Origin of the sequence: Azospirillum brasilense (assembly GCF_008365405.1) — a bacterium.
Classification (GTDB): Bacteria; Pseudomonadota; Alphaproteobacteria; order Azospirillales; family Azospirillaceae; genus Azospirillum; species Azospirillum brasilense_D.
Genome location: NZ_QOKV01000040.1, coordinates 13,986 through 27,671 on the forward strand (window position 1 = coordinate 13,986; position 13,686 = coordinate 27,671).

Genomic DNA, 13,686 nt, shown 5'->3' on the forward strand with positions numbered 1-13,686 from the left:
CGCCATGGAGCTGTTCCAAACGATCCTCGACATCCTGGTCTCCGCCGCCTTCTGGACGGCGGTGCTGCGCATCGCCACCCCCTACATCCTGGGCACGCTGGGCGAGCTTCTGTGCGAGCGGGCGGGCGTGCTGAACCTCGGCATCGAGGGCATCATGACGATGGGCGCCATGGCCGGCTGGATGGCCGTCTACCAGGGGGCCGACCTGTGGACCGGCGTGCTGGTGGCGGCACTCTGCGGAGGGCTGATGGGTCTGCTGCACGCCACCCTGACGGTGCCGCTGGGCCTGTCGCAGCATGTGGCGGGCATCGGCGTCACCCTGCTGGGCACCAGCCTGTCCTACTTCGTCTACCGCCTCGTCCTGCCGCAGGCGAGCACCCCGCCGACCATCGAGCCGTTCCAGCCGCTGGACCTGCCCGGCGCGCTGGCCCAGACGCCGATGACCTACATGGCGCTGATCCTCGTCGCCGTGGTCGCCTACGTCCTCTACCGCACGCCGGTCGGGCTGGCGGTGCGCATGGTCGGCGAGAATCCGGCGGCGGCGGAGGCCCAGGGCCTGAGCGTCACCGCGGTGCGCATCGGCGCGGTGGTGGCGGGAAGCGCGCTGATGGCGCTGGCCGGGGCCTTCCTCACCCTGTCGGCCTTCAACGCCTTCTTCTTCAACATGGTCAACGGGCGCGGCTGGATCTGCATCGCGCTGGTCGTCTTCGCCTCCTGGCGGCCCGGCAAGGCGCTTCTGGGCGCGGTGCTGTTCGCCGCCTTCGACGCGCTGCAATTGCGGCTTCAGCAGGTGGCGGGGGGCGTCCTGCCCTACCAGCTGTTCCTGATGATGCCCTACCTGTTGAGCATCCTGGCGCTGGTGCTGGTGGCGCGCCGCGCCTCCTACCCGCGGGCGCTGATGATCCCGTACCGCAAAGGAGAACGCTGATGTTCGATCTGATCCTGCGCCGCGCCACGCTGCCCGACGGCCGCACCGGCATGGACATCGGCGTCCGCGAGGGCCGCATCGCCGCGGTGGAGAAGGACCTGCCCGGTCCCGCCGGGGAGGAGATCGACGCCACGGGCCGGCTGGTCACGCCGCCCTTCGTCGATTCGCACTTCCACATGGACTCGACCCTCAGCTACGGCCTGCCGCGGGTCAACCGCTCCGGCACGCTGCTGGAGGGCATCGCGCTGTGGGGAGAGCTGAAGCCGCAGCTCGTCCAGGACGCCATCGTCGAGCGGGCGCTGGCCTATTGCGACTGGGCGGTGGCGCGCGGCCTGCTGGCGATCCGCAGCCATGTCGACATCTGCGACCCGCGCCTGCTCGCCGTGGAATCGCTGCTGGAGGTCAAGCGGCGCGTCGCCCCCTACCTGGACCTGCAACTGGTCGCCTTCCCCCAGGACGGCGTCCTGCGCGCGCCCGGCGCGGTGGACCTTTTGAAGCGCGCGCTCGACATGGGCGTGGACGTGGTCGGCGGCATCCCGCATTTCGAGCGGACGATGGCCGACGGTGCCGCCTCCGTGACGCTGCTCTGCGAGATCGCGGCGGAGCGCGGGCTGCTGGTCGACATGCATTGCGACGAGTCCGACGACCCGCTGTCCCGCCATGTCGAGACGCTGGTCTACGAGACGCAGCGGCTGGGGATGCAGGGCCGGGTGACCGGCTCGCACCTCACCTCCATGCATTCCATGGACAACTACTATGTCTCCAAGCTGATCCCGCTGATGGTCGAGGCGAACCTCGGCGTCATCGCCAACCCGCTCATCAACATCACGCTCCAGGGGCGCCACGACAGCTACCCCAAGCGCCGCGGCATGACCCGCGTGCCGGAGCTGATGGGCGCCGGCCTGACGGTGGCGCTGGGCCACGATTGCGTGATGGACCCCTGGTATCCGCTCGGCTCCGGCGACATGCTGGAGGTCGCGCACATGGGCCTGCATGTCGGGCAGATGACCGGTTACGACGGGATGCTCGCCTGCTTCCGCGCGGTGACGGAGGCCCCGGCCAAGCTGCTCCACCTCGACGGCTACGGGCTGGAGGTCGGCTGCCACGCCGATCTGGTGGTGCTCCAGGCCGCCGACCCGGTGGAGGCGATCCGCACCCGCGCCACCCGCCTGTTCGTCCTGCGCCGTGGCGCCGTGGTCAGCCGCTGCGCCCCGGTGGAGGCGCAGCTTTCCCTGCCGGGCCGTCCGGAGTCGGTGTCCTTCACCCTGCCCACGGCGCGGGCGACATAACCGTCCCGCAGATCATGCTTTGTGGACCCCGGCGATGAAGCGGTCGATTTCACGGGCCAGTTCCTTGGACTGACCGGCCACCCCGGCGGCGGCGGCGAGGAGCTGGTCGGCGGCGGCGCCCGTGTCGCCCGCTCCGGCCCGGATCTCGCCCATGCCGCCGCTGACCTCGCGGGCGCCGTCGGCGGCCTGCAGGACGCTGCGGGCGATGTCGCGGGTGGCGGCGGACTGCTGGTCCACCGCCGCCGCGATGCCGGACGCGATGCGGCTGACCTGGGCGATGGTCTGGCTGATGCTCCGCACCGCCTCCACCGCCTCCCCCGTCGCGTCGCGGATGCCCTTGATCTGGCCGACGATGTCCTCGGTCGCGCGGGCGGTCTGGTTGGCCAGGCTCTTGACCTCTCCGGCGACGACCGCGAAGCCCTTTCCGGCCTCGCCGGCGCGGGCCGCCTCGATGGTGGCGTTGAGCGCCAGCAGGTTGGTCTGGCCGGCGATGTCGTTGATCAGGCCGACAACGGCGCCGATCCGCTCCGCGCTGTCGGCCAGCACGACGACCGCCGAGTCGGCGCGCTTCACGTCGGCCACCGCCGCCTCGGCGATGCGGGCGGATTCGCCCACCTGCTGCCCGATCTCCTCGACCGAGGCCGACAGCTCCTCGGTCGCCGCAGCGGCGGTCTGCACGTTGTCCGCGGCGGAATGGGCGGAGAGCGTCATTCGCTCCGACCGGCCGTGGGTCTGCTCGGCGATGCCGGTGAGGGCGCGGGCGGTGGATTCGAGCTGCTGCGCCGCCGACGCCAGCGCCCCGGTCAGTCCGCCCGCCCGCTCCTCGAACCCGCGTTGCAGGTCGAGCAGGGCGGCGGTCCGCGCCTCCCTGGCCCGCCACTCCGCCTCCTGCTGGCGGCCCAGATCGCGGGCCTGAACCAGCCCCTTCTTGAACACCCCGACCGCGCGGGCCATGGCCCCCGCCTCGTCGCTGCGGTCGGCGCCGGGAATGGCGACGTCCAGATCGCCGGCGGCCAGCCGGTCCATGGCGGCGGTCAGCCCGGCGACCGGCCGGGCGATGCCGTCGCCCACCCGCCACGCCACCAGCCCGCCGAGCAGGATGCAGCCCGCCCCGACCAGGACGGTCAGCAGGGTCAGCCGGTTGGCGTCGGCCATCACGCTGGCCTGCGGCGCGGCGACCAGGAACGACCACGCGCCGTCGGCGCCGGTGAAGCGCACCGGCGACAGGCGCAGGTAATAGGGAGCACCGCCGAGCATGACGACGCCATCGTAGGCCCGCCCCTCGGCGATGGCGCGGCGCGCGTCCTCCGGCAGGTCGTCGGCGGGATGGGACAGGCGACCGGCGTCGGGATGGGCCACATAGACCCCGGCGCCGGTGAGCACCGCCGCGTGGCCGTCGCCATAGGGCTTCACGCGGCGGACCAGATCGGTCAGACCGCTCAGCGTCAGGTCGACGCCGGCGACGCCGATCACCCGGTCGCCGTCCTTCACCGGTGCTGCCGCGCTGGTCATCAGCGCCTTGGTCAGATCGTCCAGATAGGGTTCGGTCAGCACCGGCTTCCCGGCCGCGGCGGCGGCCCGGTAATATTCCTTCTCCTTCACGTCGGAGAAGGGATAGCCCTCGCTGTCGTCAGCCTTGGGACCGGGCAGCCACAGCAGGCTCATCCGCCCGGTGCCGGGCAGGCCGAGAATCTCGCCGGCACGGTCCAGCCCGGCGACCTCGCGGTCACGGCCATCGAACCCATCATCGGCCATGTCCACCCACACCCCGGCGTAGAGCGGGCCGACCGCCATCAGGCGGTTGAGGTAGCGGTTGACCGTCTCGCGGCGCGGAGCGCCGGTGGAGCGCTCCACCTCCACCAGCGCGGCGGCGGAACGGGCATCGGCCAAGGCGGCGGAGATGTCGGCGGCCACCCGCGCGCCGTGATGGTCGGCGGTTTCGGCCACCAGGGTCGTGACCGCCCGCTCCGCGGCGTCGCGGGACAGGAACAGGGACACAGAGGTGACCGCCGCCGCTCCCACGGCCAGGACAGCGGTCATGCCGATGATGATCTTGGTTCTGAAACGCCCCGTCATGCCCCTACCCTGTTCGAGCCGCCGCCCCGGATCAGGGGCGGTCGGTCATCTTGGCACACCGAAAACCGAACGGCCATATCCGCCGACTACGGATCATCCGCTGGTTCAACGGCGGCGAGCGCCCACCAAGCCCACCGTCCGCCAGGGACGAGACGGGCGCCGGCTTTATACCGGAGGCATCACAGCGGTGCCCTGGTGCCGGATCGGGCCGGGACGAACGCATCGGGCTACCCGCCCCTTCCACTCTGCGGCATTTGCCGCGAAAGGTCCGGAGCACGATTAGTTCGCCTAACGCACAAAAGAGCTTGCCAGGCATTTCGCATCTGGTATACGGTATCTCACATCCCATCGCGCTTCGGAAACGAAGTGCAAAACCAACGGTGCGGGCGTGTTTTGAAGAAAACATGACGGCGCCGGAAGGTTTCGGGTCCGGAGTCGGAGCAAATGCTTTCATGAGCGCAACAGTCGATTTCGCACAGCTGGTCATGGCCGCCGGGGACGCGATCGTCGTGTCCGACGCGCAGGGCGCCATCACGCTGTGGAATCCAGCGGCCGAGCGGATGTTCGGCTTCGCGGAGGGCGAAGCGCTGGGGCAATCGCTCGACATCATCATCCCGGAACGCCAGCGCCAGCGCCATTGGGACGGCTACGCCAACACCATGCGCACGGGCCAGACGCGCTACGGCAGCGAGGTGCTGCGCGTCCCGGCCCAGCACAAGGACGGGCACGCCCTGTCCATCGCCTTCACGGTCGCCCTGCTGACCGCGCCGGACGGCACGGTGACCGGAATCGTCGCCATCATCCGCGACGAGAGCAGCCGCTGGGCCGAGGAGCGAAAGCTCCGCCGACGCCTGTCGGAGTTGGAGTCCGCAAGCCAGTAACCCACAACCCATCCCGCCAGTTTGTCCGTGTTGTCCAGTGCTCAACAACGGCATCGCAATAAGTGAGAGGGAGTAAACGAGCCATGAGCAAGCCGCTCGAAGGGATCAAGATCATCGACTTCACCCACGTTCAGGCCGGCCCCGCCTGCACGCAGCTCCTCGCCTGGTACGGCGCGGACGTCATCAAGGTGGAGCGGCCGGGTTCCGGCGACGTCACCCGCAACCAGCTCCGTGACATTCCCGACGCGGACGCGCTCTACTTCACGATGCTGAACAGCAACAAGCGCTCGCTGACGCTGGACACCAAGACCCCGGCGGGCAAGGAAATCCTTGAGAAGCTGATCAAGGAATCCGACGTTCTCGTGGAGAATTTCGGGCCGGGCGCGCTTGACCGCATGGGCTTCACCTGGGAGCGCATCAACGAGCTGAACCCGGGCATGATCGTCGCCTCGGTGAAGGGCTTCAGCGACGGCCACCATTACGAGGACCTGAAGGTTTACGAGAACGTCGCCCAGTGCGCCGGCGGTGCGGCGTCGACCACCGGCTTCTGGGACGGCCCGCCGACCGTCAGCGCCGCCGCGCTGGGCGACAGCAACACCGGCATGCACCTCGCCATCGGCATCCTGACCGCCCTCATGGGCCGTTCGAAGACCGGCAAGGGCCAGAAGGTTGCCGTGTCGATGCAGGACTCGGTCATCAACCTCTGCCGCGTCAAGCTGCGCGACCAGCAGCGCCTCGACCGCGTCGGCTACCTGGAAGAGTACCCGCAGTACCCGCACGGCGAGTTCTCCGACGTGGTTCCGCGTGGCGGCAACGCCGGCGGTGGCGGCCAGCCGGGCTGGGTCCTGAAGTGCAAGGGCGCCGAAACCGACCCGAACGCCTACATCTACTTCACCATCCAGGGCCACGCTTGGGCGCCGATTTGTAAGGCTCTCGGCAAGCCGGAGTGGATCGACGATCCGGCCTACAACACCGCCCAGGCGCGTCAGGACAAGATCTTCGACATCTTCGCCTACATCGAAGGCTGGCTGGCCGACAAGACGAAGTACGAGGCGGTCGACATCCTGCGCAAGTTCGACATCCCGTGCGCCCCGGTGCTGACCATGAAGGAGATCGCCGATTGCCCGTCGCTCCGCAAGAGCGGCACGATCGTCGAGGTCGATCACAAGGCCCGCGGCAAGTACCTGACCGTCGGCAGCCCGATCAAGTTCTCCGACATGACCGTCGAAGTGACCGGATCGCCGCTGCTCGGCGAGCATTCCGACGAGGTTCTGGCCAGCCTCGGCTACACCTCGGAGCAGATTGCCGAGCTGCACGCCAACAAGGTCGTCTGATCGCTTCCCGACAGTCTGACGGCACACCTTGCGAAGACGGCGCCCCCAAAAGGGGCGCCGTTCTTTTTTGTGCGCCCGGCGCCCCGCTCTCTCCAGGAAGAGAGGGCGCTTTCAGCGCAGCCACTCCCTCACTTCGCGGATGCGCTGGTTGCCCTCCGGCGTGCGGGCGTAGGCCTTGCCGTACTGGGTCTCGTACTCGCGCACGAAGCCCTGGCGCAACAGCCCGTCCAGCACCAGGCGGACGATGGCCGGCTTCAGGTTCGCGGCCTTGGTGATCGTCAGGAACGAGGCCGGCAGAGCCGTCACCTCCGGCCCCGGCGTGGCGCGCAGGGTGTTGAGCGAAGTCCAGTCGACGGAGGTTGGTGAAATCATCGGCTACCCTCGATGCGGCGCGCTGTTGACTCTCTCTCGATACGACCTCAACTTCACTTGAGGTCAAGAGGTTCCGAACCCCAGGGGAGGCCCGGCGATGGCGATTCTCGATCCCGCCGACATCGACAAGGACCTTTCCGTGGGCGAGGTCGCGGAACGCTCCGGAGTGGCAGTGTCCACCATCCACTTCTACGAATCAAAGGGGCTGATCACAAGCTGGCGGAGCAGCGGGAACCAGCGCCGCTTCCCCCGCGACGTGCTCCGGCGTATTGCCGTCATCAAGGTTGCCCAGCGCCTGGGCGTCCCGCTGGCCACCATCGCGCAGGCGCTGAAGACCCTGCCGGACGGCCGCACGCCCACCGCAGAGGACTGGAAACGCTTGTCCGCCGCCTGGAAAGCGGACTTGGACGAGCGCATCGCCGTGCTCACCAAGCTGCGCGACGGGCTGGAGGGGTGCATCGGCTGCGGCTGCCTGTCGCTCGGCGAATGCCCGCTGCGCAACCCCTGGGACGAGCTGTCGGAGGACGGTCCCGGCCCACGCCTGCTCGATCCGCGGCGATGACCGCGCTGTTTTGCCGCACTGCAGCATAGCCTCCTCATCCGGCGTCGTCTCGGCAATAAAAAGGCCGTGCTGTTTCCAGCACGGCCAGTATCCGAGAGGCTCGCATATAATGCGGAGCAACAACCCGCCCGATACAAAGGGTGATGAACCCTGTGTAAGAAGAATGATGCCCGAGTCTTCATCGGGACGCAACAAGGAATCTCAAGTTTCCACATCGCGGAAACAAAGTGCTTTGCCAAAAAAAGACCGCGCCGTTGCGGGCGCGGTCAGTTTCTTCAGGGCAGCACTACGTGACAGGAAGGAAAACCGGGGTAACAGCCGCCTCGACCCAATCCGAAGGATTTGCGGATCGGGGCGGATCGCGCCTCCCGGCCGGCGCGAATTCAAATTCCGTATGGGTTAGGCCCAGGGATCAGGCCTAGGGATCAGGTGGGAAAGCGCCCGCCGATCTCGGCGGTCACCGCCGCGGCGGTGCGCTTGACCATCTCACCGAAGGCCACGACGCGGGCGTCGTCCAGGCGCCGGTTGGTGCTCGACAGCGACAGGGCACCGATGACGCGGGCCTGCTCGTCGTAGATCGCCGCGGCGACACAGTGCAGGCCGCTGACCCGCTCCTCCTGGTCCACGGCGTAGCCGCGGTCGCGCGTCAGGATCAGCTCCCGGTGCAGCGCCGGGATCGACGACACGGTGGTCCGGGTGAACTGGCGCATGCCGCGCTGGGTCACGATGCTCTGCACCCGCGTGTCGGGCATGCCGGCGAGCAGCGCCTTTCCCACGGCGGAACAGTGCAGCAGCGTGCGGTCGGTGACGGGAAGCGCCGCCTGGGCGACGCGCGGGCCGCCGACCCGGTGCAGATAGATGGCCTCGCCGTTCTCCTCGACGGCCAGATTGACGACCTCGCTGGTCTCCTCCATCAGCCGGCGCATCCGCGGGCGGGCGACGTCGAGCAGGCTGCGCGTCCTCAGGAAGCCGGTGCCGGTCATGTAGGCCTGCACCCCGACCGCCCAGCCCCGCTTGCCCTGGTCGAAGCGCACGTAACGCTCCTCCTGCAGGGTGGTCAGCAGACGGTGCGCCGTGGACGGCGAGAGATGCGCCGCTTCGGCCACCGCGGTCAGGCTCATCGGGCTGTCCGACTGGCCGAGGATGGTCATGATGCTCAGCGCTCGCGACAGCGACTGAACGAGATTGCCCTTCGCCGCACGGTCCACGGTTTCCGCGCGGCCTTCGGCCCGCGGGGCCGGGGGTGCCATCATCAGCGCTTGCGTCTTCATCGCTCCATCCCTCTCGAAATCGTCCGGCGCTGTTGCATCGCGCCGTTGTCGTCCTCGGGTGTGGCGGCCCCCGCTCCTCCCCTCGCGGGGAGCGGGGGCCGCCGGTTGGCTATGCCGCCGGCTCGATGCGGGCCGCGGCGAACTTGAACTCGGGAATCTTCCCGTAGGGGTCCAGCTTCGGGTTGGTCAGCACGTTGGCCGCCGCCTCGGCGTAGCAGAAGGGCACGAACACCAGCCCGGACGGGACGTTGTAGTCCGACCGCGCCTTCAGCTCGATGGTGCCGCGCCGGGTGGTGACCTTCATGCGGTCGCCGCCCTTGGCCCCCATCCGCCGCAGGTCCGCCGGGCTCATGTAGGCCACCGCCTCCGGCTCCAGATCGTCCAGAACCTGGGCGCGCCGGGTCATCGACCCGGTGTGCCAATGCTCCAGCTGGCGCCCGGTGGTCAGCACCATCGGGAACTCGGCGTCCGGCTCCTCGGCCGGCGGGATCACATCGGCGGGGACCAGACGCCCGCGGCCGGTGGCCGTCGGGAAGCCGTCGCCGAACACGATCTCCTGGCCCGGATCGTCCGCGGACAGGCTGGGGTAGGTCACCGAGCGCTCGCGCTCCAGCCGCTCCCAGGTGATGTTGTCGAGCGACGGCATCGCCCCCTTCATCTCCCGGAACACGTCGCGCGGGTGCTCGTAATTCCAGTCGAGCCCCAGGCCGCGGGCCATGGCGTTGACGATCCACAGGTCCTGCCGGGCCTCGCCCGGCGGCGGCAGGGCCTGGCGGCCGAGCTGGACCTGGCGGTTGGTGTTGGTCACCGTGCCGGTCTTCTCCGGCCAGGCCGAGGCGGGCAGCACCACGTCGGCGTATTTGGCCGTCTCGGTCAGGAACAGGTCCTGCACCACCAGATGGTCAAGCTTGGCGAGCGCGTCGCGGGCGTGCTCCACGTCCGGGTCGGACATGGCCGGGTTCTCGCCCATGACGTACATGCCGTTCAGCGAGCCGGCGTGGATCGCGTCCATGATCTCGACGACGGTCAGGCCGCGCTTGGAGTCGAGCTTGGTGTCCCAGAAATCCTCGTAGAAGGCGTGGACCTCGGGATCGTCCACCGGACGGTAGTCCGGGAACATCATCGGGATCAGGCCGGCGTCGGAGGCGCCCTGGACGTTGTTCTGACCGCGCAGCGGGTGCAGGCCGGTGCCGGGACGCCCGATCTGGCCGGTGACCAGCGACAGGGCGATCAGGCAGCGCACGTTGTCGGTGCCGTGGGTGTGCTGCGACACGCCCATGCCCCAGAAGATGATCGAGCCCTTGGAGGTGGCGTAGAGGCGCGCGACCTCGCGGAGCTGGTCCGCCGGGATGCCGCAGACCGGCTCCATGGCCTCCGGGGTGAAGCTGGCGATGTGGGCGCGCAGCTCCTCGAAGTCCTGGGTGTGCTCCGCCACATACCGCTCGTCGTACAGCCCTTCGCTGATGATGACGTTCAGCATGGCGTTCAGCATCGGCACGTCGCGGCCCGGCTTGAACTGCAGCATATGGCTGGCGTGACGCTTCAGCACCTGGCCGCGTGGGTCCATGATGACCAGCTTGGCGCCGCGCTTGGCCGCGTTCTTGAAGAAGGTCGCGGCGACCGGGTGGTTCTCCGTCGGGTTGGAGCCGATGACGACGATCACCTCGGCGTCCTTGGCCGCCATGAAGGGAGCGGTCACGGCACCCGACCCGATGCCCTCGATCAGCGCCGCCACCGAGGAGGCGTGGCACAGGCGGGTGCAATGGTCGACGTTGTTGGTGCCGAAGCCGACGCGCACCAGCTTCTGGAACAGGTAGGCTTCCTCGTTGGAGCCCTTGGCCGAACCGAAGCCGGCGAGCGCCGAGCCGCCCCGCTCGTCGCGGATCTTGCGCAGGCCGGCGGTGGCGACCTCCAGGGCCTCCTCCCAACTCGCCTCGCGGAAGTGGGTCAGCGGATTCAGCGGGTCGATGTCCACGTCGTGCTTGGACACGCCCTCCTTGCGGATCAGCGGCTTGGTCAGGCGGTGCGGGTGATGGATATAGTCGAAGCCGAAGCGGCCCTTCACGCACAGCCGGTTCTTGTTGGCGGGACCGTCACGGCCCGTCACCGACAGCAGCTTCTCGTCCTTGATGTTGTAGGTCAGCTGGCAGCCGACGCCGCAATAGGGGCAGACGCTGTCGACCTGGCGGTCCGGGGCGGCGGCGAAGACGCCGCTGTTCATGTCCACCTGGGTCTTCGGCATCAGCGCGCCGGTCGGGCAGGCCTGGACGCACTCGCCGCAGGCGACGCAGGTGCTGTCGCCCATCGGGTCGGCGAAGTCGAAGACGATCGTCTCCTTGTGGCCGCGCAGCGCCATGCCGATCACGTCGTTGACCTGGACCTCGCGGCAGGCGCGGACGCACAGGTTGCACTGGATGCAGGCGTCGAGCTGCACCGCCATTGCCGGGTGGCTGAAGTCGGGCTTCGGCGCGCATTCCCGGCTGGGGAAGCGGCTGTCCGAGACCTCCAGGCGGTCGGCCCAGCGCCAGAACTTGCTGTCGGGGTCGTGGGCCTCCTCCCGCTTCGGCTGGTCGGCGACCAGCATCTCGATGACCATCTTGCGGGCGAACTTGGCGTTCTCGCTGGCCGAGCGGACGCGCATGCCCGGCGTCGGGTGGCGCACGCAGGAGGCCGACATGGCGCGCTCGCCGTCGATCTCGACCATGCAGGCCCGGCAGTTGCCGTCCGCGCGGTAGCCCGGTTCGTCGGCGTAGCAGAGATGCGGGATCTCGGTGCCCAGGCGGTTGGCGACCTGCCAGATCGTCTCGCCGGCGTGGGCTTCGACGAGCTCGTCGTCGAGGTGGAACAGGATGCGGTCGCTCATATCACCGGACCTCCCCGCGCAGATCGTCGCGGAAGTGCTTCAGCGCACTCTTGAGTGGGTTCATCGCGGCCTGACCCAGGCCGCAGATCGACGCCGTGCCCATCAGCCGGGCGAGTTCCGTCAGAAGCGGCTCGTCCCACACCGGCTGCTTGATGAGCGCCACCGCCTTCTCCGTTCCGACGCGGCAGGGCGTGCACTGGCCGCAGCTCTCGTCCTCGAAGAAGTCCAGCAGGTTGCGCACGACCTTGCGCATGTCGTCCTGATCCGACAGCACGACCACCGCGGCGGAGCCGATGAAGCAGCCGTGCTGCTCCAGCGTGCCGAAATCCAGCGGGATGTCGTCCATGCTGGCGGGCAGGATGCCGCCCGACGCGCCGCCGGGCAGATAGCCCTTGAGCGTGTGGCCGTCGGCCATGCCGCCGCAATACTCGTCGATCAGCTCGCGGATGGTGAGGCCGGCGGGGGCCAGCTTCACGCCCGGGTCCTTCACATGACCGGAGACGGAGTAGCTGCGCAGGCCCTTGCGGCCGTTGCGCCCGTGGCTGCCCCACCAGTCGGCGCCCTTCTCAAGGATGTCCCTGATCCAGAACAGCGTCTCGACGTTGTTGATGAGGGTCGGGCGGCCGAACAGGCCGACGACCGACGGGAAGGGCGGCTTGTGCCGCGGCAGGCCGCGCTTGCCCTCGATGCTCTCCAGCATCGCGGACTCCTCGCCGCAGATGTAGGCCCCGGCGCCGCGCCGCAGATGGATGCGGGTGTGACCGGCGAGACCCGCCTGCTCCACGCGGGCGATCTCATGCTCCAGCACCTCGCGGATGTGCGGGTACTCGTCGCGCAGGTAGATGTAGACGTCGGTCGCCTCGACCACCCAGGCGCCGATCAGCATCCCTTCCAGGAAGCGGTGCGGATCGTTCTCCAGATAGTAGCGGTCCTTGAAGGTGCCCGGCTCGCCCTCGTCCCCGTTCACCGCCATCAGGCGGGGGCCGGGCTCGTGGCGGACGAAGCGCCACTTGCGACCGGTCGGGAAGCCGGCGCCGCCGAGGCCGCGCAGATTGGCCCCTTCCAGCTTGCCGAGGATGTCGTCCACCGGGACGTTGCCGGCGAGACAGTCGGCGAGCAGGCGGTAGCCGCCCTCCGCCTTGTACTGCTCCAGGCTGACATAGGTGGGGAGCTGCGGGTGCGTCTCGCCGTTCTTCACGGCGGTGACCACGCTCTCGACCGTGGCGTTCTCATGCAGGGCGTGGCCGATGGCCACCGCCGGGGCGTTGTGGCAGGCGCCCATGCAGGGGGCGCGCACCACCCGGACGTCCGGCCCCATGTCGGCGGCCTTCAGCTCGTCGAGCAGCTTCTCGCCGCCGGCCATGCAGCAGGACAGGCTGTCGCAGACCCGGACGGTCACGGGCGGAGGGGCTTCCTCCCCGTCCATCACGATGTCGAAGTGGGCGTAGAAGGACGCCACCTCGTACACTTCCACCAGAGCCAGCCGCATCTCATGGGCCAGCGCCGCGAGATGGCGGGCGTGCAGCCCGTGATAAGTGTCCTGCAACAGGTGCAGATGCTCGATCAGCAGATCCCGCTGCCGGGACCGGTCGCCGAGAAGTTCCTGCACCTCCGCCAGGGCCGCCGGATCGACCTGCCGGCCCTTCGGCTGGGTCCGGGTGTTCCGGCGCCCCGAACCGGGATGGATGGCGCGCCTTTTGGTGTCGTCTTTGGCGACGATGGCCGTGTCCATGTCCGCCCTCCCCTCTCGTCAGGCTTGATTCTTCGTAACGTTGGGATGTCGTGCAGTCGTTTGGAACCGCCCCCCGATTTTCCGAGGGGGCTTTGTTTTTTTGTTTAGGAAGGCGTTACGTCTTGGGACCCTTGCGGACGGTGCTGGTGGGGTTGAGGCTGCCGATGTTGCCGCTCTCCGACCCGGCGTTGGGGTCGATCACCGCGTTGATCAGCGTCGGCCGGCCGCTGTCCATCGCCGCGCTGACCGCCCGGTACAGCTCGTCCGGCGTCGTCACGTTGACGCCCTCGCCGCCGAAGGCTTCCATCATCTTGTCGTAGCGCGAGTCCGGAACGAAGACCATCGGCGACGGGTCCGACCCGCCCGTCGGGTTCACGT

The 13,686-nt window shown here is 68.8% G+C and carries 11 protein-coding genes; 5 read left to right on the plus strand and 6 right to left on the minus strand.

What is annotated here, in order from left to right:
* Positions 1–4 precede the first annotated feature (4 nt).
* Positions 5–928 (plus strand): ABC transporter permease, encoded by a 924-nt coding sequence (locus DS837_RS30425; protein ID WP_145708446.1) that lies wholly within the window; start codon positions 5–7, stop codon positions 926–928.
* Positions 928–2,217: an amidohydrolase family protein gene (locus DS837_RS30430; RefSeq protein ID WP_149168167.1), complete on the plus strand. Its 1,290-nt coding sequence runs from the start codon at positions 928–930 to the stop codon at positions 2,215–2,217. The genes DS837_RS30425 and DS837_RS30430 overlap by 1 nt, the downstream gene beginning before the upstream one ends.
* A 12-nt stretch (positions 2,218–2,229) precedes the next feature.
* Here DS837_RS30430 and DS837_RS30435 read toward each other — a convergent pair whose 3' ends face one another.
* Positions 2,230–4,293: a methyl-accepting chemotaxis protein gene (locus DS837_RS30435; protein ID WP_149168168.1), complete on the minus strand. Its 2,064-nt coding sequence runs from the start codon at positions 4,291–4,293 to the stop codon at positions 2,230–2,232.
* A gap of 452 nt (positions 4,294–4,745) precedes the next feature.
* Here DS837_RS30435 and DS837_RS30440 point away from each other — a divergent pair, with 452 nt between their 5' ends.
* Entirely contained in the window at positions 4,746–5,174 is a 429-nt protein-coding gene (locus DS837_RS30440) for a PAS domain-containing protein (protein ID WP_149168169.1), read from the plus strand.
* A gap of 83 nt (positions 5,175–5,257) precedes the next feature.
* A complete protein-coding gene (gene frc / locus DS837_RS30445) occupies positions 5,258–6,508 on the plus strand; it encodes a formyl-CoA transferase (RefSeq protein WP_149168170.1) in 1,251 nt (416 codons plus the stop codon).
* A 111-nt stretch (positions 6,509–6,619) separates the two neighbouring features.
* Here frc and DS837_RS30450 read toward each other — a convergent pair whose 3' ends face one another.
* Complete coding sequence (locus DS837_RS30450; RefSeq protein WP_149168171.1) at positions 6,620–6,880, minus strand: hypothetical protein; 261 nt, start codon at positions 6,878–6,880, stop codon at positions 6,620–6,622.
* Positions 6,881–6,977: 97 nt separating this feature from the next.
* Here DS837_RS30450 and soxR point away from each other — a divergent pair, with 97 nt between their 5' ends.
* Positions 6,978–7,442 carry a redox-sensitive transcriptional activator SoxR gene (gene soxR / locus DS837_RS30455; protein WP_149168172.1) on the plus strand — a complete coding sequence of 155 codons (465 nt, stop codon included), beginning with the start codon at positions 6,978–6,980 and terminating at the stop codon, positions 7,440–7,442.
* A gap of 425 nt (positions 7,443–7,867) precedes the next feature.
* Here the strand turns inward: soxR and DS837_RS30465 are convergent, their stop codons facing one another.
* From DS837_RS30465 to DS837_RS30480, 4 genes are all read right to left on the minus strand, one after another.
* Complete coding sequence (locus DS837_RS30465; protein WP_149168173.1) at positions 7,868–8,713, minus strand: IclR family transcriptional regulator; 846 nt, start codon at positions 8,711–8,713, stop codon at positions 7,868–7,870.
* 109 nt (positions 8,714–8,822) lie between these two features.
* Complete coding sequence (fdhF, locus tag DS837_RS30470; protein WP_149168174.1) at positions 8,823–11,576, minus strand: formate dehydrogenase subunit alpha; 2,754 nt, start codon at positions 11,574–11,576, stop codon at positions 8,823–8,825.
* 1 nt (position 11,577) lies between these two features.
* Positions 11,578–13,308, minus strand: coding sequence for an NAD(P)H-dependent oxidoreductase subunit E (locus DS837_RS30475; protein ID WP_149168175.1), 1,731 nt, complete (start codon positions 13,306–13,308; stop codon positions 11,578–11,580).
* 115 nt (positions 13,309–13,423) lie between these two features.
* Positions 13,424–13,686 (minus strand): thiamine pyrophosphate-dependent enzyme (locus DS837_RS30480; RefSeq protein WP_247890217.1); only part of this gene is annotated, 263 nt, incomplete at its 5' end.